Annotated in this window: 18 protein-coding genes and 3 pseudogenes; 13 read left to right on the top strand and 8 right to left on the bottom strand. The window is 70.1% G+C overall.

Annotation, left to right across the window (positions count from 1 at the left end; translation table 11 throughout):
* Window positions 1-34 precede the first annotated feature (34 nt).
* Window positions 35-688 (top strand): CatB-related O-acetyltransferase, encoded by a 654-nt coding sequence (locus ACRRSS_RS37045; RefSeq protein ID WP_435975627.1) that lies wholly within the window; start codon window positions 35-37, stop codon window positions 686-688.
* Between the two features lie 274 nt (window positions 689-962).
* On the opposite strand, the gene ACRRSS_RS37040 is transcribed toward ACRRSS_RS37045, so the two are convergent.
* Entirely contained in the window at window positions 963-1,364 is a 402-nt protein-coding gene (locus ACRRSS_RS37040; RefSeq protein WP_435975626.1) for a RidA family protein, read from the bottom strand.
* Between the two features lie 100 nt (window positions 1,365-1,464).
* On the opposite strand from ACRRSS_RS37040, the gene ACRRSS_RS37035 reads away from it, so the two are divergent.
* The 3 genes from ACRRSS_RS37035 to ACRRSS_RS37025 all read left to right on the top strand — a co-directional run bounded on the left by ACRRSS_RS37035 (window position 1,465) and on the right by ACRRSS_RS37025 (window position 4,120).
* A complete protein-coding gene (locus tag ACRRSS_RS37035; protein ID WP_435975625.1) occupies window positions 1,465-2,538 on the top strand; it encodes a helix-turn-helix transcriptional regulator in 1,074 nt (357 codons plus the stop codon).
* A gap of 124 nt (window positions 2,539-2,662) precedes the next feature.
* Window positions 2,663-3,142: a hypothetical protein gene (locus ACRRSS_RS37030; RefSeq protein ID WP_435975624.1), complete on the top strand. Its 480-nt coding sequence runs from the start codon at window positions 2,663-2,665 to the stop codon at window positions 3,140-3,142.
* 66 nt (window positions 3,143-3,208) lie between these two features.
* Entirely contained in the window at window positions 3,209-4,120 is a 912-nt protein-coding gene (locus ACRRSS_RS37025; RefSeq protein WP_435975623.1) for an ADP-ribosylglycohydrolase family protein, read from the top strand.
* Window positions 4,121-4,400: 280 nt separating this feature from the next.
* On the opposite strand, the gene ACRRSS_RS37020 is transcribed toward ACRRSS_RS37025, so the two are convergent.
* Complete coding sequence (locus ACRRSS_RS37020; RefSeq protein WP_435975622.1) at window positions 4,401-5,171, bottom strand: hypothetical protein; 771 nt, start codon at window positions 5,169-5,171, stop codon at window positions 4,401-4,403.
* 56 nt (window positions 5,172-5,227) lie between these two features.
* Here ACRRSS_RS37020 and ACRRSS_RS37015 point away from each other — a divergent pair, with 56 nt between their 5' ends.
* From ACRRSS_RS37015 to ACRRSS_RS37000, 4 genes are all read left to right on the top strand, one after another.
* Window positions 5,228-5,941: a bleomycin resistance protein gene (locus tag ACRRSS_RS37015; protein WP_435975621.1), complete on the top strand. Its 714-nt coding sequence runs from the start codon at window positions 5,228-5,230 to the stop codon at window positions 5,939-5,941.
* 28 nt (window positions 5,942-5,969) lie between these two features.
* Window positions 5,970-6,443 (top strand): nuclear transport factor 2 family protein, encoded by a 474-nt coding sequence (locus tag ACRRSS_RS37010; RefSeq protein ID WP_435975620.1) that lies wholly within the window; start codon window positions 5,970-5,972, stop codon window positions 6,441-6,443.
* A gap of 846 nt (window positions 6,444-7,289) precedes the next feature.
* Window positions 7,290-8,522 (top strand): ParA family protein, encoded by a 1,233-nt coding sequence (locus tag ACRRSS_RS37005; RefSeq protein WP_435975619.1) that lies wholly within the window; start codon window positions 7,290-7,292, stop codon window positions 8,520-8,522.
* Window positions 8,519-9,661, top strand: a complete 1,143-nt coding sequence (locus tag ACRRSS_RS37000) for a ParB/RepB/Spo0J family partition protein (RefSeq protein ID WP_435975618.1) — start codon at window positions 8,519-8,521, stop codon at window positions 9,659-9,661. Before ACRRSS_RS37005 ends, ACRRSS_RS37000 begins: the two co-directional genes overlap by 4 nt.
* A gap of 219 nt (window positions 9,662-9,880) precedes the next feature.
* Here the strand turns inward: ACRRSS_RS37000 and ACRRSS_RS36995 are convergent, their stop codons facing one another.
* Entirely contained in the window at window positions 9,881-10,468 is a 588-nt protein-coding gene (locus tag ACRRSS_RS36995) for a GNAT family N-acetyltransferase (RefSeq protein ID WP_435975672.1), read from the bottom strand.
* A gap of 233 nt (window positions 10,469-10,701) precedes the next feature.
* Here ACRRSS_RS36995 and ACRRSS_RS36990 point away from each other — a divergent pair, with 233 nt between their 5' ends.
* On the top strand, window positions 10,702-11,127 hold the full coding sequence (locus tag ACRRSS_RS36990) for a hypothetical protein (protein WP_435975617.1): 426 nt from the start codon (window positions 10,702-10,704) through the stop codon (window positions 11,125-11,127).
* A 911-nt stretch (window positions 11,128-12,038) separates the two neighbouring features.
* Here ACRRSS_RS36990 and ACRRSS_RS36985 read toward each other — a convergent pair.
* On the bottom strand, window positions 12,039-12,713 hold the full coding sequence (locus tag ACRRSS_RS36985) for a hypothetical protein (protein ID WP_435975616.1): 675 nt from the start codon (window positions 12,711-12,713) through the stop codon (window positions 12,039-12,041).
* 273 nt (window positions 12,714-12,986) lie between these two features.
* A pseudogene (locus ACRRSS_RS36980) lies at window positions 12,987-13,456 on the bottom strand (hypothetical protein).
* An 896-nt stretch (window positions 13,457-14,352) separates the two neighbouring features.
* Between ACRRSS_RS36980 and ACRRSS_RS36975 the strand changes: the two are divergent.
* The 3 genes and pseudogenes from ACRRSS_RS36975 (at window position 14,353) to ACRRSS_RS36965 (ending at window position 17,617) form a co-directional block, all read left to right on the top strand.
* Window positions 14,353-15,330: a bifunctional DNA primase/polymerase gene (locus tag ACRRSS_RS36975; protein WP_435975615.1), complete on the top strand. Its 978-nt coding sequence runs from the start codon at window positions 14,353-14,355 to the stop codon at window positions 15,328-15,330.
* A pseudogene (locus tag ACRRSS_RS36970) lies at window positions 15,327-16,988 on the top strand (phage/plasmid primase, P4 family); the annotation flags it as partial. The gene ACRRSS_RS36975 and the pseudogene ACRRSS_RS36970, both read left to right, overlap by 4 nt.
* A 254-nt stretch (window positions 16,989-17,242) precedes the next feature.
* On the top strand, window positions 17,243-17,617 hold the full coding sequence (locus tag ACRRSS_RS36965; protein WP_435975614.1) for a DUF6009 family protein: 375 nt from the start codon (window positions 17,243-17,245) through the stop codon (window positions 17,615-17,617).
* 122 nt (window positions 17,618-17,739) lie between these two features.
* Here ACRRSS_RS36965 and ACRRSS_RS36960 read toward each other — a convergent pair whose 3' ends face one another.
* The 3 genes from ACRRSS_RS36960 to ACRRSS_RS36950 all read right to left on the bottom strand — a co-directional run bounded on the left by ACRRSS_RS36960 (window position 17,740) and on the right by ACRRSS_RS36950 (window position 18,834).
* Window positions 17,740-17,955, bottom strand: a complete 216-nt coding sequence (locus ACRRSS_RS36960) for a hypothetical protein (RefSeq protein ID WP_435975613.1) — start codon at window positions 17,953-17,955, stop codon at window positions 17,740-17,742.
* A 31-nt stretch (window positions 17,956-17,986) separates the two neighbouring features.
* Entirely contained in the window at window positions 17,987-18,223 is a 237-nt protein-coding gene (locus tag ACRRSS_RS36955; RefSeq protein ID WP_435975612.1) for a hypothetical protein, read from the bottom strand.
* A gap of 104 nt (window positions 18,224-18,327) precedes the next feature.
* A complete protein-coding gene (locus tag ACRRSS_RS36950; RefSeq protein ID WP_435975611.1) occupies window positions 18,328-18,834 on the bottom strand; it encodes an ankyrin repeat domain-containing protein in 507 nt (168 codons plus the stop codon).
* A gap of 60 nt (window positions 18,835-18,894) precedes the next feature.
* On the opposite strand from ACRRSS_RS36950, the pseudogene ACRRSS_RS36945 reads away from it, so the two are divergent.
* Window positions 18,895-19,652 (top strand): annotated as a pseudogene (locus ACRRSS_RS36945) (histidine kinase); the annotation flags it as partial.
* Window positions 19,653-19,697: the final 45 nt, after the last annotated feature.

Raw genomic sequence — 19,697 nt, 5'->3', positions numbered from 1 at the left:
CGCTCAAGTCCACTGGAGAGGAACCGCCTCCACGATGCCGCCCGTCCCCGCCGACCCCACCGTGCTCCACCCGATGCCCGAGCACCCGCGCGTGGTCCTGCTCAAGCGGCTGGTGAAGTCGCCGCTGATCGAGGTCGGTGACTTCACCTACTACGACGATCCGGACGACCCGACCGCGTTCGAGACGCGCAACGTCCTGTACCACTACGGTCCCGAGCGGCTTGTCATCGGCAAGTACTGCGCGCTGGGGACGGGCACCCGGTTCATCATGAACGGCGCCAACCACCGCATGGACGGTCCTTCCACCTTCCCGTTCCCCACCATGGGGGGCTCCTGGGCTGAGCACTTCGACCTGATCACCGACCTGCCCGGCCGGGGCGACACGGTCGTCGGCAACGACGTGTGGTTCGGCCACGGCGCCACGGTCATGCCCGGTGTACGCATCGGTCACGGCGCGATCATCGCCGCCGGCGCCGTGGTCACGGGCGAGGTCCCCGACTACGGCATCGTCGGCGGCAACCCCGCCCGGCTCATCCGCACCCGCTACGACGCCGCGGACATCGCCCGACTTATCGCCGTGGCGTGGTGGGACTGGCCCGTGCAGCACATCACCAGGCACGTACGGACGATCATGTCGGGGACCGTCGCCGATCTGGAGGAGGCCGCCGCGCGGATCGACCAGCCCTGACACCGCGTCCTCGCCACACCGCCCGCGCCCGTCCGGCACCGGAAACGAGTGCTCGCCCATGGCCGCCCGGCGCCGCCCTCATCCGAGGACCCGTACCGCAGTACGACCGCGGGACTGCTGGTCGAAGTCGCCGGCGGCGAGGTTCTGCCACATCGCGGCCGCGCTCGCACCCCGCGCACCCCGCGCACCCCGCGCACCCCGCGCACCCCGCGCACCCCGCGCACCCCGCGCACCCCGCGCACCGTGCGAGCGGCCGCCCCGGGCCGCCGACGGCTCAGGCCCGAGCAGCGACCGCCTCGACCTCGAACAGCACGTCAGGCGCGGCCAGGCTCGCGACACCGATGAGGGTCTGCGTGGGCGGCTTCGTACCCCAGGCCTCCCCCACGGCTCCGGCGATCGGCCCCAGCTTGCTGACGTCGTGGTTCACCACGTACGTCCTGAGCTGGACGACGTGGCTGAGGTCGAGGCCATGGGCGGCGAGGGCGGTGCCGACGTTGCGGAACGCCTGCCTCACCTGCTCGGCGAAGTCGGCCGAGACGACCGCGCCGTCCGGGCCCGATCCGTACTGCCCCGCGACAAACACCAGCTCCGTCCCCGCGGGAACGGCGGCGGTGTGGCTGTAGCCGAACGGGACCGGGTCGTGCAGACCGTCCGGATTGACCAGGGCGTGTGCCATGTGGAGCACCTCTCGTGAGCGATGGGTCCGTCTCGTGCTGAAATGAAGCCTCCCAACGAAACACGACATCCAGTGTCACGTATTCAGGTAGCGTTTTCGGGTGCGCGCCGATCGGTTGGTCTCGCTGGTACTGCTGCTGCGGCAGCACGGTCGACTGTCGGCGGCGACGCTGGCCGAAGAGCTGGAAGTGTCCACCCGCACCGTGCTGCGTGACATCGACGCGCTCTCCGCGGCCGGTGTCCCGGTCTACGCCGAGCGCGGTCGGCACGGCGGTTTCGAGCTGCTGCCCGGCTTTCGGACCGAGCTCACCGGACTGAACCACGACGAGGCGCTCGCTCTTCTGGTCGCCGGATCGCGGCGCGGCGCCCAGACGTTCGGCCTCGGCCCGGCACTCGCCTCGGCCATGCGCAAGGTGGTGGACGCGCTGCCCGAGAGCTACCGGGCCACCGCGGCGGGCGCGACGCAGCGACTGCTCATCGACCCGGAGACCGACGTCCTCGCGCGCCGGCTGGTCACCGAGGAGGTGCCGGACGCCGTGGTGACGGAGATCCGGCGCGCGGTGTTCGCCGGACACAAGCTGCGCATCCACTACGAGGCCGTGGACCAGGCCCCGAAGTGGCGCACGGTGGACCCGATCGGGCTTGTCACCGTGCGGGAGCAGGGGTACCTGTTGGCCACGAGGTCGGGCGCGGACCGCACGTACCGGCTGTCCCGTGTCCTGGCCGCGGAGGAACTCCCCGAACCGGCACAGCGCCCGGAGCGCGTCGATCTGGACCGGGCCTGGCAGGAACGCAGCAGGCGGTTCCGGACCGGGGGCGACCAAGTCACCGTGCTGGTACGGATGGACCCGGCGCGACGGGCGGACCTGGTGGGCACCGCACTGGCCGTCCTGACCGAGGAGACGGAGGACACCGAGGACGCCGAGGAGACAGACGGGGCCGACGAGACCGACGGGGCCGAGAAGACCGACGCGACCAACGAGACCGACGGGGCCGACGAGAGCAACGGGCGTGTCCGACTGCGACTGGAGGTGACCTTCCAGGACGCGAGACACGCCGAGTGGGCGCTGTGGCACCTCGGCCCGCACGCGGAAGCCCTGTCCCCGCAGTGGTTGCGCGACTCCCTGCACCGGCGGGCGGCCACAATGGTCACTCGCTACGGAACGCCGTCCTGAGAGCGGTTCGCCCAGTCTCCGATCCCCGGGTAGCCGACCAGTGGAACGGTCGACCCATGGAACGGTCGACCAGTGGAACGACCGACCAGTCGAACGGTCGGTGCCGGGCCGTAGGGTTCACCGGATGAGTGACCTCCATGAGCTGACGATCGCTGTCGACCTGCGGGACGAGATCTCCGAGACGGAGCTGGTCGAGCTGAGCTGGCACCTTGGGATCGGACCCCCACCGGAGCGCCCCCTGTCCCTCGTCACCGAGTTCCCTGTCGTGGTGGTGGACGACGACGGGACCCCGGTGATCGAGGACGATCCCCGTCCCCTGCTGGCCGGCCGGGGCGCGGCGTCGCGGGTGGGCGGTGCGCTCTGTTCGGCACTGGCCGACCGGGCGGACCTGCCGCGCGGGGGCTGGTCGTTGACGTCCCGTCAGGAGGTCCACCCGGACGAGTTCGACCGAATCGGCGAGCTGCTCCGCTGGCTCGCGGCGAGGGCTCATGACACACATCTGGCCGGGGACGGCGCGGTCAGGATCGGGTTCCTGAGGTTCTGCGAAGCCGAGACCCCGGACGTACTCAGGGTCGAGGGCGGCCAGGTCGGCTGGCCGACCTGAAGGACCGTCACAGACCCCACCGAAAGGGGAGTGCGGGGCGCACCGTCGCCTTGGCACACTGCTCCCATGATCAACGTCCCCGCCACCGCACTGGATTCGTTGTACGGGCTGTCTTTCGGTGACGCCTTCGGCGACCGCTGGTTCGGCATCCTGCGCCGGAACGGTTCGGCGGCTCTGGAGGCACGGACCCCGCCTCCGGAGCCGCTGTGGCAGTGGAGCGACGACACCGCCCAGGCGCTGGTGCTCGTCAGGGAACTCGCCGAAGGCGGCGGCACCGTCGACCAGGACCGTCTCGCCCTGCGCTTCGCGGAGGCGTACGCCGAGGACACGCACCGCGGTTACGGAGCCTCGATGCATGACGTACTCCGTCGGATCGGCGCGGGCGAGCCCTGGCGGGACGTGGTCGCCGGACAGTTCGAGGGCCAGGGCTCGTGGGGCAACGGCGCAGCCATGCGCGCGGCCCCGCTCGGTGCCTGGCTCGCCGCCGACCTCGACGCGGTCGCCGAGCAGGCCGCCCTCCAGGGCGCGGTCTCGCACCACCACCCGGAAGCGATCACCGGGGCGGTCGCCGTGGCCCTCGCGGCGGCGCTGGCGACGCGCAGCCGGGGCGGGCCCGCGCCGACGCGTCCGGACTTCCTCCGGGCGGTCGCCGAACTCCTCCCCGACGGCGACGTCCGGTCCGGGGTGCGGATCGCGGCCCGAATGCCGGCACGCACCTCGGTACGGCACGCCGCGGAGGTCCTGGGCTCCGGGTACCGGATGTCCGGGCCCGACACCGTCCCCTACGCGCTGTGGTGCGCGGCGGGGCACCTCGACGACCTGGAGGAGGGCCTGTGGGTCACCGTCGCCGGGCGCGGCGACATCGACACCACCTGCGCTGTCGTGGGCGGGGTGATCGGCGCCCGCACGGGCGTCGCCGCCCTCCCGCCAGCCTGGCACGCGGCCCGCGAACCGCTGCCCCCGATCGGGCCGGAGTAAGGGACACCCACCGGGGACGGGACCTCCTCCAGATCGCGCTTGGGCATCAGGAGCGGCTCACCGCCGAACAGTCTGACGGTCCGCCCTCGGCCCTGATCGAGATCTTCGTGGCCTCGATGTCGTACTTCTGCGCGATGTCGTCCGCATCGCGCTGGGGTTCTGATAGCGGTACTGGCACTGCAGGTTGCGGCGGACACCGAAGGGCCGGAGTTCGACGGTCGTCCCTCCCTCCTGACCGGGCTGCTCACCGCTCTGCCGCAGCAGCACCGAGACCTCGCCGTCAATGGCGGAGCGGCGTTCGGTGATCTCGCCGAGGAGCCGGGAGGACTTGGTGGAGATGGCGTGCGTCCGCTCGTCGATCAGCCTCAGGATGCCCTGCTCGTCGCGGGCGCAGGCCCTGCTCGAAGCGGTTGATCACCGCTTCGAAGCGGCCGAGGAGGTCGACGTCGGTGTCGGTGTCGGTGTCGTCTTGGTTGTGGTCGGCGCACCCCGTGTCGGGGTAGTCGTCGGAGGGGGCGTCCTCGTGCGGAGGCGGGTCCGCGCGGTCGTCGTGGGCCGGTTCGTCGCTGTGCGGCTCGTCGTCGTGCTTGTCCGCGTGGAGGTCGTCGTGGAGGTCGAAGTGCGGCGCGTCGCCGTGATCGGCATCGACGTGGAAGAAGTCGAGACGTCCGGGGGACGAGTCGAGGTGGTCCTGGTCGCCGTGGCCGTGAGGCCCGTCGATGTGGCCGGCGTCCACGTGGGGCGAGTCCAGATGGCCGATGTCGAAATGCGCGATGTCGTGGTGGCCGAGCAGGTCGCCGTGGCCGGCGTCGATGTGCTCGGCGTCGAAGTGGGGATGTCCGGGTGGCCGCCCCGAAGGGGTCCGGCTCTCTCTCGTCCGGCACGGGACCTCGCCGACGGTAGCGAACCGCACGTCGCTCCCGGAGCAGCCGCACCCCGAGGAGGCGCCTCCGGCCTCCATCGGCCGACGGCCGTCCGGCGGAGGGCAGGGCGGCCGTCGGACCGCCCCGCCCCTCCAGCCGCACCTCTCCCTCCCCTCCCCCTCCCCCACCCGCCCTCTCCCCTCGCCCCTCCCCCGCACTAATCAAGTTTGACTAGACTGACGGGATGAGTGAGAAGACCATTCCGATCCTGCCGTGCCGGACCATCCCGCCCGTGCTCGACTTCTACGTCGCTCTCGGGTTCGAGGTGACCTTCCACCAACAGAGCCCCAACCCGTACGCCGTCGTCGAACGAGGCGGCATCCAGCTCCAGTTCTTCGGGATGAAGCAGTACGAGCCGACCTCGTCCGTCAGTACCTGCTACGTCCTCACCGACGACATCGACGGGCTCTACGTTGACTTCCGGGCCGGCCTCAAGGCGGCCTACGGAAGGATCCCGACCCGGGGCCTCCCGCGTATCGGGCCGCTGAAGGACACGTCCTACGGTGTGCGGCAGTTCCTCATGACCGATCCGGGCGGCAACTGCATCCGTGTCGGACAGCCGACGAGCGAGGACCAGCACCACCGGCCCGCCCCCAAGGAGACCTTCGCCCGGGCCCTCCACATGGCATCCCTCTTCGCGGACTCGAAGGACGACCCGGAGGGAGCCGCGAAGATCATCGACCGGGTGCTTCGCCTGGACGACGAACGGCCCACGCCCATGGAGCTGTTTCGCCTTCTGGTCCTGCGAGCGGACGTCTCCGGTCGCCTCGGTGACAGGACGACGGCGGCGACCGCCCTCGACACGGCCGCCGCACTCCCCCTCACCCCCGAGGAGCGGGAGTCGCTCCACGACGACATCGAGCGCCTCGGTGACCTCCGGGACCAGGAACTGCCGTGACTCCACAAGGTCCTGATAGGACATGCGGATGACTATCGAAGTGCTGGATCCCGTGGACCGCCTGCTCGCCGAACGGGCTTGTGAGCGTCTCGTCGTCGAGTTCGTCCACCGGCTCGACCTCGGTGACCCCGGTGCCGTGGCCGAGCTGTTCACGGATGACGGGGTCTGGGAGTGGACGGAAGGCGACCGCCGGATCGAGGGTCGTGACGCCCTCCGGTCGTACTTCGCAGGCCGGCCCGGGGACCGGCTCTCGCGCCGAATATGCACGAACATCCTGGTTACGGTCACCTCCGAGGTGACAGCCACCGCAACCACCTACTTCACGACCTACCGTGTCGACGGACACGAAGGCGGCTTCGCACCCCCACGGGCCCCAACGCAGGTCGGTCACTACGAGGACACGTTCCTCAAGGTCGAAGGCCACTGGCTTCTCGACTCCCGCTCCCTCCATCTGGCCTTCGCCGGACCGACCGAGCGCCTGGAGCCGGCGGAGAGGGAGTGAGCCCGCTCCCCCCGCATCAGGCGGCAGGAGCAGGAACGTGCCGGTCACCCCCGCCCGGGACGGCCGTCAGGTCCGGCTTCATAACCGGGTTATGACCGCCGCGCGGGAAGGGACGCCCGGCTCAGCTTCATAACCGGGTTATGACGGGCACCCCCGGGCCGTCGTGAGGTCCGGCTCACAACCGAGCTATGGCCGGCGCTCGGGGCGGGGACCCGGCCCCGGCTTCATAACCGGGTTATGACCGCCGCGCGGGAAGGGACGCCCGGCTCAGCTTCATAACCGGGTTATGACGGGCACCCCCAAGCGTTCGTGAGGTCGGGCTCATAACCGGGCTATGGCCAGCGCTCGGGGGCGGGGGCCCGGCCCCGACTCGTGAGGTCCGGCTCACGACCGGGCTATGACCGGCGCTCGGGGCGGGGACCCGGCCCCGGCTTCATAACCGGGTTATGGCCGGCACCCTGGGACGGCGCCAGCCCGACTCCATAACCCGGTTATGACCGCGCTCGGGGCGGGCGCCCGGCCCCAGCTCCATAACCGGGTTATGACCGGCGCCCCAAGCCGTCCCCGGGCCCGACTCCATAACCGGGTTATGACGGGCCACCAGGACCGCCGACCAGCCTGACTTCATAACCGGGTCATGACCACCTCGGCCATAACCCGGTTATGAAGCCCACCCCACACGCCAGTTCAGTCCCCGCGACGGATCGCTCCCTGAAGGGAGCCCGTCGGGGGCCAGGGCTCAACAGCGGCTTCATAACCCGGTTATGAAGCACTCAAGTGACATTCCGCTGTGAACCTACCGTGTCGATGCTTGAATCGATCTTCAAGGTTAGTAAGGTGTCGTCCATGACTCAGCCCTCACCTGGCGACCGCGAGAAGGTCGTCTCGAAGCTCCCGGCCGAGCTGCAACGCGACCTGAAGGTTCGAAGCGCTCAGTACGGCGTCGGCATCCAGCACGCCGTCGAAGCCGGCATCACCGCCTGGCGGGGGCTGGGGTCCAACCTCCCCCCGATCGACACGGCAGGAGCGAAGTCCTTCTCCACCTTCCTTCCGGAAGGACAGTGGGACGGCTTCCGCGCCGACTGCGGCGCCCGGGGCGTCTCCATCGTCCAAGGCCTCTCGCAGTCGGTCGCGCTCTGGCTGGAGAAGAACCCGGCGCCCGCCGTGCTCCGGCCCCGGTACGTCCGACGCATCATCGTCTGCAACCAGAAGGGCGGCGTCGGCAAGACAGCAGTGGCCGCCGGTCTGGGCGAGGCGATGGCGGAGGACTCCGACCAGCTGCACATGGTCCGCATCTCCAAGCACCTGGCCGCCCTCATCGAGGAGACGACGGACGCCTTCGACCACGAGGAGCTCCCCGGCCTCGGCCTGCGCGTGTTGCTGGTCGACTTCGACCCGCAGGGGCACATGACCAGCCAGCTCGGTCACACGTCGCTGCCGATCGAGGGCGACAGCCTGACCAAGCACATGTCCGGCGAGGCCAAGGGCCAGCTCCGGGACCTCATCGTGCAGGTCGACGACGAGCGGTTCGGTGACCGGCTGCACCTGCTTCCGGCCTGTACGGACGCGTTCCTCCTCGATGTGAAGCTGTCCGGCGTACGAGCCAGGGAAGCGGCTCTGGAGCGCGCCCTCAACGCCGTCGAGGGCGACTACGACGTGATCGTCGTGGACTGCCCGCCGAGCCTCGGCCTGAGCATGGACGCCGCCGCCCACTACGGACGCCGACGGGACGGCGAGGAGCCCGGCAGCTCCGGCATCCTCGTCATCGTCCAGGCCGAGGACAGCTCCGCCGACGCCTACGACCTCCTCACCTCCCAGCTGGAGGACCTCCGCACCGACATGGCCCTGGACCTCGACTACCTCGGCATCGTCGTCAACCAGTACGACGCCCGCCGCGGCTTCATCGCCACGTCGTCGCTGCAGGGCTGGATCGACATAAAGGATCCCCGAGTGGTCGGAGTCATCGGCGACCTGAAGGAACAGAAGGAGGCCGTACGCATGAAGAGGCCGCTCCTCGCCTATGCCCCGCGCTGCGACCAGGCCGTCGGCATGCGCGCACTCGCCAGGGAGATCTCATGAGCAAGGCCGACCTCCTCGGCGCGAGCAGCTCCTTCCAACGCGCCCGGCCCGTCAGCGCCCGCCGCGCCGCCATCAACCAGGCGACCAGCGCGCCCACGGATGGTGTCGCCGCGCCGACCGAGCTGCCGGTCCACGTCGTCAGCCTGAACCCGGACAACCCCCGGAGTGAACTCGGCGACCTGGCCGACCTGGCCAACAGCCTCCGGGACCACGGGCAGAAGACGGCCATCAGCATCATGACCCGCTTCGCCTACCTCCAGGCCAACCCCGGTCGCGACGCGGATCTGGAGCCCGACACGCAGTACGTCGTCATCGACGGCAACTCCCGCCTCGCGGCGTCCCGTGAAGCAGGCCTCAGCACCCTCAAGGTCATGGTCGACGACGAGCTCGGAGCCGACCCCGACGGCGTCCTCGAGTCCGCACTCGTCGCCAACATCCACCGCAGGGACCTGGACCCCCTCGACGAGGCCAAGGCCCTCCAGAAGCTTCTCAAGCTGCACGGCACACAGGAGAAGCTGGCCGAGCGGCTCCACCGGACGCAGGCCTGGGTCTCCCAGCGCCTCGCGCTGCTGAACCTCACGCCCGAACTGCAGCAGCGGTTGAAGGAGGGAACGGAGCAGGCCAAGCACCTGCGCCGGGTCGGGAACAAGAAGCCCGAGGAGCAGGAGTCCCGCCTCGCCGAGATCAAGGCCCAGGAATCGGTGGCCAAGGAGGCACAGAAGCAGGCCAGGAAGATCCGACCGGACACGGAGCCGTCTTCCACCGGTCAGAGCGGCGGTCTTCATAACCCGGTTATGAAGTCGTCCTCCGACGATCAGGACGCGGGGCAGCCCTCGTCGCCCTCTGGTGTTCATAACCCGGTTATGAACACCAGCGTGGTGGCCGTGCCCGATCCACGCTCGGCGCAGGCCCCTGACGAAGCCCTGCCCGCGCTGCGGAGCGACGGCAGAGCGCTCATGGACTTCGCGCGCGAGAACCTGGACGCCGACCAGCGGAGCGCCATGCTGCAGCGCTACTTCCAGCTCGCCTCGGGCGTCGACGAAGTGGCCGAGGACCTGGGTCGCGGCCTTCGGCCGAAGGACCGCCACGACCTCGCCCTGATCGTCCGAACGATCTCGGACGTGCTCGACAAGCCGTAGCAGCGCGCCGTAAGGGCCGACCTCCTTCTCGGAGGTCGGCCCTTACGCGTACCCCACACGCGACGAGGACCGCACCGCGCGGACGCGTCGGCGGGGAGACGGCGGACCGGACTGAAGGAAGACAGCGGCTGGGGGAGAGGGAGACGGATCCACCCGGGTCGGTGCCGATCCTCGGCGGGGGAGAGGCACACGCCTCACGGCAAGCCCGACCCCGCGCCCTCAGCCGCCCGACAGGGACGGTCGGTACCGGGTGGCAGGCTCCGCACAGTCCTCGGGCTCGCGCAGGCCGACGCAGTCAAAGGCCCAGAAGGCCTCGGAGTAGACGAAGGTGCCCGTCATCCACGGCTCGTGAGCGGACAGCCGGGCGACCTGGAAAGCGGCTTCGGGGATACGCAGCGACGGCGAACGGAAGCCCACCGCGCCGGCAGCCTCGAATCCGCGCGTGCCGTAGTAGTGCGGCGAACCCTCCAGGAACACCAGCGGCACGCCCTGGCGGTCGGCCGCCTCCAGGGCGTGGGCGATGAGCCGCGTACCGATGCCCTGACCCTGGAACTCCGGGACCACGCCCAGCGGTGACAGGGACAGGACGTCCACGATCCGGCGCGGAGCATCCAGCCGCGTCGCGCTCAGCAGGACATGCCCGACGACCCGGTCGCCGACGACGGCGACGAAGGACATCGGCGCCCACGCGGCCTCCGCGACGCGCAGCGCCTCCACGAGCCCGGGAACGCGATCGCCGTCACCGAAGGCGAGCGTATGAACCTCGCGCACATCCCCGTGATCGTCAGCGGTTTCCTTCCGGATCACCACCCCGGTACCACCAGGAGCGATCCGGGAGCCTTCGCTCGCATCGTGTGACGTCATGGCGGCGAGCGTAGATCGCGGGGCGTCGATTGTTCACCGGATTTAGCCAGCAGCGGTTGTACACCACTAGTTGAACACCACTCGGGGGGCTGGTCCCACCACAGAGAACCGAACAGCAACCTCGTGCTGCGGCCAGAACTTCCAAGCCCCCAGGGAACCAGCGCTGGGGGGTTCGTGTGCTTGATCGCCAAGGACACGACTGCCAAGATCATCTGCTGGAGCGCCAAACCGCCGCACCGATGGTCTGGCGAGCAACGGGCAACGGAGAGCGCAGTTTTGAGGTCGCGAACGATTCGGACGCAGTGGTGCTGGTGACGTTGACGGCCCTCGCCACCGGCACCAGTGCCGGAACGGGACCGGGCTCGGGCGCCTCGGCAGTCGGCAAGGCGGACTTCGACACCGTCTTCACGACCGAGGAGAGGTTCAAGCAGGCACTGCCCGACCCGGCATCGATGGCTGGGTGGACCCCGCAGGACGCAAGCGCACGCATCGAAGAGGAGCCCAAGTCCGCGGAGCGGTGCGGTCCGGACCCCGACTGGGAGTGCGCCAGGATCGCGCGCGGCGATGCGAACTTCGAGGCAGCCGGCGAAGAAGCCCACTGACCCATGACAGAGCGTCACGGTTTCCGGCGAGTGGACGGCCTGGAGCGTGACATGAGCGGGTGCCGTGATCATGCCTCAGCGACCGAGGTGGGACGGGGGAGTGGGAGTGGAGCGCTACACGGCGGATCAGCTTCGGGTGATGTCGTTCAAGGAGCACATGCGGGCCCGTGCGGCCCGGTACTTCCGAGTTGAGCGGGACAAGCCCGAGCTGCCACTGAGGTGTTTCAGCGGGTGGTCTGGGACACGCTGTCGCGTGTGGGAGGAATGCCTCGCGCGCAGGCCCTACGGAACCAGGACCACGTCTACCTCGATCCCTCGTACTTCGGTGCGGGCGAGGCCCTCGCCGGGACACTGCGGCCAGAGGAACTGGACGGTGAGGAATGCGAGGTGCACACCTCAGCTGCGCCGTTCCGGATGCACGATCTGCGCTCAGGCGCCGAAGGCTCAGCGGGGGAGTAGGACCCGTCTCCGTAGCAGATCGAGGCCAGCACGACCGTGCATCTGACGCTTGAGCATCGTGTCCGGTTCGTCCACACCGACCAGACGAGGCGTGGCAGCGGGCGGATCCGGGAGCGAAGCCATCAGCCTCAACCCTCAAGGTTCAGCTTCTCACCGACGCACGGCCTCCCCGGCCCAATTCACCCCGTATCACGCAACTAACGACCTGGACAGGCCCGGAACGGACGCGAAAAGCGCTGTACGGCCCACTGGCGGCCGATCGCGACCCCCCGCACCCGATCACACCAGAGCGATCCGGAACGGCGCTCCCAGCCCCCATTCTGGCGGCCACGATTTCCGCCGTTCTAGTTAAATGCGCCCGTCCAGGCCGGAAATCATATGTCTCATCAACTTTTGATCGATCTAGCTAAAATTCGACCATTCCGCTGTCAGCCGGAGCCGGGGATGTCAGATCAAGGGTCCGACCGTGGGGGAGGCGCCCGGCCAGACCGGATCGAACGGCTCACGTGCGCGAGCGCGCGCATCACCTCGATCGCCTCGTCGCCCCGGCCGTGCCGGGCCAGAAGACGGGCCAGTTCTGCCGCCCCAAGGACCCGACATGCGGGGGAGTCGTCCGGCGACCGGTAGACGGCGATCGCACCGTCCACGTCACCACGCTCCTCCAGCAGCTCGGAGAGACGCTGTGCGGCGAGCCCGCCGGGCTCGGCCGCCGCGTAGGCGCGGAGCTCCTCGATCCGCTCGTGCCGAGCCAGCAGATCCGCCAGCGCGTCACGGTTGTTGACGGAGGTGATCTGCCGGGAGTGCAGCAGAGCGACCGCCTCGTCGATACGGCCCTGACGCTCACGGATCGTGGCGAGCAGACCGATGGCCGTATCGGGGTCGAGCCCTCGGCAGCACCACGGGTCCTGACATCGGTGCCCGGCCGGTATCCGTGCGGCCAGCAGCCCGGCGGTCTCCTCGTCCCGACCCGCCCCCTCGGCCAGCTCGACCAGAGCGAAGGCCAGGCACGGGTCCTCGATTCCGGCGATCAGCCGCGTGACCGCTTCGTTCTGGCCTCCGTGCCGGGCGAGCAGACGCGCGAGCAACTCCAGCCTGGAACCTCCGCTCCTGGCATACGGCCGGGCCAACGCGATCGCCTCCTCCGCCCGCCCCAGCCCTCCAGGAGCTCCACCTCAGCGCGGACAGCCGTCCACCAGCCCGTGGCCACGTACGGAGCGAGGACCTCCAAGGACTCCTCCTGCCGGCCCCGGTCGCCGAGCAACCGCGCCCACTCCAGCGCGCAGAACCACTCCCCACCATCGGCCTGAAGCTGCACCACCTGCTCGTGGCCGAGCTCGAGAAGGCGGGAGACCACGAGCGGAGGGATGCAGCCGGAATGGGTCCGGGCCCGGTGGTCAAGATCAGCAGCGTCCATGGCGACACCTCCTGGAGCTGGTCGAGGAAGCCGTCGCCGACGGGCGCGAGGAGTTCCACCCCTCACCGAGCTGAGCCCGGAAGAGCGGCGGCAGGTCATCACCCTTCTCACCCAGGGTGAAGCCGGACGGATACCCGAGTCCCACACGGTCCAGTGCGCGGGCCACGGCCGTCCAGGACCCGACATCCGGGCAGTACCCGGTGGAGTGGTTGCTGACGCCGCTCACGGCCCATCGGCCCCTTCCCGGCCGAAGCCGATCTCCCCGGCGCTCCACACGTGGCCTCCGCCGGCGCAGGCCACGTGTTCGCTTCTCCGAGGAGCCAGCAACAGCTCACCCTCCGCGCAGACGACGAAGCTGAACGGCTCGGCCAACTCCTCCGAGGACCGCCCAGCAACCCAGACCTCGAAGTCGACCGCGGAGCCGACCCTGAAGCCACCACTGCCCGGCCGGACCAGGGCCGTCACGTCAACTGGCCCGACGTACCGGTATCGCCGCCCCCACCCGCTCACACGAGCCAACCCAGTGCATTTCCCGGACTCCCCACCCACGCCCTGACCCAGCCCTGACCCAGCCCGGTCCCTCCGCCCCGGTCCCTGCCCGGGGGGCCCTGGGGCCCAGTCCCTGCGCCCCAGGGCGGGCGGACGCAGGGTCCCAGGGTCCAAGGGCCTCAAGTCCCTGAATGGGCCCTGCGTTCAGTCCCTGGGTGTTTTGCCTGGTCAGAGCGGGTTCTGCTCTCTACGGAGGGACTGAAGGGACTCAACTCTCTAGTTATGAGCTGTACTCACGTGTTCTTGTACGCGCGCGCATACAAATACTGTCTAGATAGCTCATAATTAGGGAGTTGAGTCCCTTCAGTCCCTGATTCAGGGCTCCTAGGCCTGTGACCAGGCAAAACACCTCAGGGACCGACAGTCCCTGAGACCCTCGGCCGGACCCTCTCCCCGGACCCTCGCGGTTGGGTCCCTCCCCGCCCGTACGCCCCCGGCCCCCGGGCAGGGACCGAAGTCGGGCGACCTCCAGCCCCCACCCCCAACCCCGAAGGACATCTAGCCCAAAAAAGAGAAAAGGCCCAGTCGATCTCAAAACGGCAAGGGACCCAAGGGACCGAGAAACTGATGCAGCGCCACGGCGCGCGTGGCTCCTGCGGGATTGGAGGGAGATCCGTTCTACACTTCCGGATCAGAGTCCCTTCGGTCCCTTGGCGGGCCCCCGCAGGGACCGGCGTCGACCCTGAGGGATGAGGACAGTTCACGTGCGGAGCCCGGAAGCCCCTCGGCCTGCCCAGGCCAGGCGTGGCACTCCGCACGCTGTCGCGCGCTGGTGCGCCGAGCAGGGATGGCCGGTCCACCCGTTGACTCCGGGACGCAAGACCCCGACCGCCAACTGCGAAGCGTGCCGTACGCGGAGCCACGACCCGAAGGCCTGCCCCTGCCCGGCCGAAGGCAGGCCCTGCCACGGTTTCCACGCGGCGACCACGGAACCCCGCCTCATCGACGCCTGGTGGACAGCCACCCCGGCCGCGGGCATCGGCGTCGCCTGCGGTCCGGCCGACCTGGTGGTCATCGACATCGACGCGCACACCGCCGAAGTACCGGACAGAAGCCGCCTGCTCCCGGGCATCCCCATCCATGACTCGGTCGACCTGGCCGGCCTGGCCTCGGGCTTCGACACCCTGGCGCTCCTCGCCGCCTACCGGGGACAGCCGAACCCCGCCGACGACACGACCACACTGCGGGTACGCACCCCCTCGGGGGGACTCCACGTCTGGTACCGCAATCCCGAGCCGACGGCGAAGTACCGTTGCTCGACGGGCTCAAGTCCCAAGGTCGCCCTCGCCTGGCAGGTCGACGTACGAGCGGAGGGCGGCTACATCGTCGTCCCCACCACCCGTACCGCCGACGGGCGTTACGAGGCCCAGGGACCGACCCGTCTACCTGCCCCGCTGCCGGACTGGCTGAAGGCCGACCTGATCAGGACCGGACACCTGATCCAGCCCACCGCCGCGACCGTGCCCGCGCCCGCGCCCGCGGTACGACGCCACCGGAGAGCCGTAGGCGCCCGCCGCCTCCTCGACCCCCTGCTGAGCGAGGTCGCCCACTGCGCGGCCGCGCAGGAGGGAATGTCCTTCACTGAGAAGCTCAACCGCGCCGCCTACACCGCAGGCGGCCTGGTGGCAGCCGGCCACCTCGACAACGACACGGTACGGAGCGAACTCCAGGAGATAGCGGACCGAGCCCGCCCCGGGAACTCCCGCCGCAGCACGCAGATCATCGACGACGGCCTGACCGCTGGTGCCAGGCGGCCGCTCCACCCCGAAGGACGATCATGAGCAGGGCCGAAGACATGCCTCGCTTCGACGCGGATGCCGCTGCTCAGCAGATGCTGGCGTTCACCCAGGACGACCCCGCGGTGACGCTGCCGACTCAGAGCCCGACTCAGAGCCCAGCCCTGCCACAAACCCCGGCCCCTGCCCCGACACAAGGCTCGGCCCCGACTCGCAGCCCAGTCCAAAGCTCAGCCCCGCTCCCGCCCCACAGCGGAACCCACCCCACGCCCACCAACACGCCCGCCCCCACCACAACGCCCGCCCCCGCCCCCTGGAGCACTCCCACCCTCCTGCCCCCCTCCCTCACGGACCGGGGCAACGCACGCCTGTTCGTCCAGCTCTACCGCGACCGGTTCCGGCACGTGGAAGGCCTGGGCTGGCACTCCTGGGACGGCTACCGCTGGAAGCGGGTCGGCGGAGAGAAGGCGGCCCTCTGGGCTGCGGGCGAAATGGCCGAGGACATGGCCGACACCGACCCGCGCGGCATCCACAGCAACAGGGAAATCGCCCACCACAAGAAGCGCACCCTGTCGACCACCGGCATGAAGGCCCTTCTCATCCAGGCGAAGGCCTCGCCCGACATGTCCGTGGACCCCGACACCCTCGACGGCGACCCCTACGCCCTGTGCACCCCCGCCGGGGTCGTCGACCTGCGTACCGGCCAGATGCACAAGGCCGACCCCGCGCGCGACTTCCACTCCCGAGCCACCAGCGTCGCCCCCCAGCCCATGCCCGCGCCCCGCTGGCAGCTCTTCCTCACCGACACCTTCGGAGACGACGCCGAGGGCAAGGAGATGATCGACTTCCTGCACCTGCTCCTCGGCTACTCCATCACCGGAGACGTCGGAGCCCAGGTGCTGCCCTTCCTCCACGGAGAGGGCAAGAACGGCAAGAGCGTCCTGCTCGACACCATGATCCAGATCCTCGGGGACTACGCCGACGCCGCCCCTCCCGGCTTCCTCATGGACCGGGGAGCCTTCAGCGAACACTCCACCGAGCTCACGGAACTCCACGGCCGTCGCCTGATCGTCTGCTCCGAACTCAAGCCCAACGACAAGTTCGACGAGGCACGCGTCCGCCTGCTCACGGGCGGAGACAAGATCAAGGCGCGTCGCATGAGGCAGGACTACTTCTCCTTCACGCCCACCCACCACCTCTGGCTCCTCGGCAACCACCGGCCCGAGGTCACCACCGGAGGCTTCGCCTTCTGGCGCCGCATCCGCCTGATCCCCTTCACCCGCACCGTCTCCGAGGGACGGCGCATCGACAACCTCGCCTCCGAACTCGTCCGCGACGAAGGCCCCGGCATCCTGCACTGGCTCATCGAAGGAGCCGGCCGCTACCTCGCCACCCGCGACTCCCTCGAAGGCCCCGGCCGCGTACGTCTCGCCACCAGCGCGTACGCCACCACCGAGGACCACATCGGCCGCTTTCTGACCGAATGCTGCACCCGAGCCGACGACCCCGGGGAACTCCGCGTCGAACAGGGCCTGCTCTACGCCGAGTACAGCTCCTGGTGTCTCGCGGGCGAAGGAATCCGGCCCGCCACCCCCCGCGCCTTCGCCACACGCGTCCGGCAGGAGGCGGGCCTCGCCTCACCCGCGGACATGATCAAGTCCAACGGCCGCAAGTACTACCCGGGCATCGCGCTGCTCACAGACACCCCCGACCCGGCCCCGACAGCCACACCGCCCACGGTCACACCCACCACACCCCTCACAGCCACACCCCCCACGCCTCCGTCCCCCACGCCTCCGTCCCCCGCCCCCACACCCCACGGCGACGGCGCACTTCACCACGGGCGGCCGTACGATGAAAATCCGGCCCGGGGCCCGGTACCGTCTGCGGGCACCCCCCGCCCCCCGCGCCAGGCCTCAGCCGGCCAGGCGGACACGACCAAGGAAGGGCTGCAGCCATGAGCTCGCTGTTGACCGAAAGCGATCTCATCCACGAGGCGGACATCGTGTGGCTGGAGAACACGGACGGTCTCGACTACGTCCGTCAGGCCCTCGACAAGACCAGGCGGCGCAACACCCGCCCGCCCTACCTCCGCGACGGCCGCATGGTCGGCTACGCCCTCCTCGGCAGCACCGCCGAATCCGACCCCGACAGCGGCCTGTACAAGCGCAGGGTCTTCTTCCTCCTGCCGCACGACCGGGACAGCGACCCCGACGGCGTCTACCAGGAAGGCGCCCCCGGCGAAGCCGTGGACCCCCGCACGGTCGCCCCCAGACACCCCGGCGCCAAGACCACCCGCTCCCAGCACGGCCCCGCGGCCCTGTCCGCCTGACCGGACGCCGCAGCACTCACCGGCCGCAGCACTCACCGGCCACAGCACCCCGTAGCGGCACAGCTGCACACAACATCGCGCCCCGGACCCCAATCGGGATCCGGGGCGCTTCGGCCCACTGCTCAGGCCTCGACGTACGCCACGATCGTGATCTGGCGAAGGGCGGTCACGAAGTAGATCACCCGTACGCCGTCGACATCGTCCGCGTAGTCGCGCAGCAGGCTGTCCGGCACCGGAGTGCCGAGCTCCGGGTTGACGCTGATCGCGACGACGACACGGTCCAGCCGGTGCGTCTCGGAGGCCGTCAGCTTGGAGAGCTGGCTCAGAGCGGGCTCCACCAGGACCACCTGGGACCGCCGGGGTCCGTGCTCAGGCGACACGGGACTGCTCGCCGGCGAGGCGCTCCAGATGGGCGTCGCGGGCGTCCTCCCACAGCACACCGGACTCCGCGGCCGGGTAACCGCGCGCGGCGATGTCCTCCAGGACCGAGGCGAGGACGTCGACCTTCGCGCGCTGGTCGGCGGCGTACGCGCGGACGGCGGCGGCGCCGTGCTCGTCGAGGGGCTGACGGTCGGGTACGGGCGCGGTGGCCGGTTCCTGGCTCATCCGGGGCTCCCTGGGGCTGTCATCTGGCGGGTGCCACCACGGTATCGCCGCGCCCGGCGACCCGGGCACGATCCGAACTCCCCGCTCCTCGCCCCCACCGTTCCTCATACGACCCTGAGCAGTGCCGCGATTGCGTCGAAGCCGCGGCGCTCCGCGTGCGGCAGGGGAGTGGCACCGTCGGCGTCCGCGAGGTGGGGGTCGGCTCCGGCGGCGAGGAGCAGTTCCACGACCTCCTGGTGCGCCCGGCCTCCGTCGCCGAGGATGACGGCCTCCAACAGGGCGGTCCAGCCGAGGTCGTTGACGTGGTCGACGTCGATGTCGGTCTCCCGAAGCACCGCTCGTACGTACGCGACATGGCCACGCTCACTCGCGGGGATGATCGAGATGCCGCCGAAGCGATTGCGCAGGGTCAGGTCGGGGCCCGCGGGCAGCAGGGTACGCATCATCTCGACATTGCCGGTCACGCCGGTGACGAGCCAGGCGCTGTCGTGGCGGCGGTCCTGGGCGTCGGGGTCGGCTCCGGCCGCGACCAGGACACGGGCGGCCTCCACGTGACCGCCCAGCGAGGCGAGCAGCAGCGGGGAGCGAAGTTCCTCGTCGCGGGCCTCCACGGAGGCTCCCGCGTCGAGGGCGGCACGGACGTCGTGGGCGTCCCCCCACCCCCACCCCTCACGGCGGCCGCCGGCTTCTGGCTGGCGGCCGTCATCGGGGTCTGGCTCACCCTGGTGATCCTCGCGCCGAGCTTCGCCATGTGCGCGGTGGCGCTCTTCCACACCGCGATGCGTTCGCTGCGTACCCGGTCGGCGATCATCCTCGCCCTGATCACGGCCTTCGTCGTGGTCGCGCAGGTGAAGCTGCGGCTGCGTTTCGGCTTCGACCCGATCCTGATGCTCGGGCCGCCGACCGTCGCCGCCCTCGCCACAGCGGTGTTCCTCCACGCCCAGCGCCAGGCCGTCAGGCTGCAGGCCGTCATCACCGCCCTGATCCGCACCCGGCGCGAGCTGGCCGCGATCGAGCGCCGCGAGGGCACCCTGGCCGAGCGCCAGCGGCTCTCCATGGAGATCCACGACACCCTGGCGCAGGGCCTGTCCAGCCAGCAGATGCTGCTGCAGGCCGCCGACCGCACCTGGGACAGCGACCCGGCCACCGCCCGCCGCCACATCCGTACCGCCGAGTCCATCGCCGAACACAACCTCGCCAAGGCGCCGCCCTGACCCTCACCTACCTCGACGACCAGGTGGTCCTCGACATCGCCGACGACGGCCGGGGCTTCGACCCGGTCGAGAAGCCGGGCGGGGTACGAGGACACGGACTGCCCGCGATGCGTGCGCGGGTGCAGCGGCTCGGCGGCACCCTCACCGTCGAATCGACACCTGGCGAAGGCACGGTGCTCTCCGCCGCGATCCCCGTGTCCTCACCAGGGCCGTGACGCCGGTACGGATCCTCCCGCGGTCCGACGCCCGTACGAGCCCCT

This window comes from Streptomyces sp. Qhu_M48, from assembly GCF_051305195.1.
Classification (GTDB): Bacteria; Actinomycetota; Actinomycetes; order Streptomycetales; family Streptomycetaceae; genus Streptomyces.
Note: the sequence above shows the minus strand (reverse complement) of the source record. Positions and strands in the feature narration are given on the sequence as shown.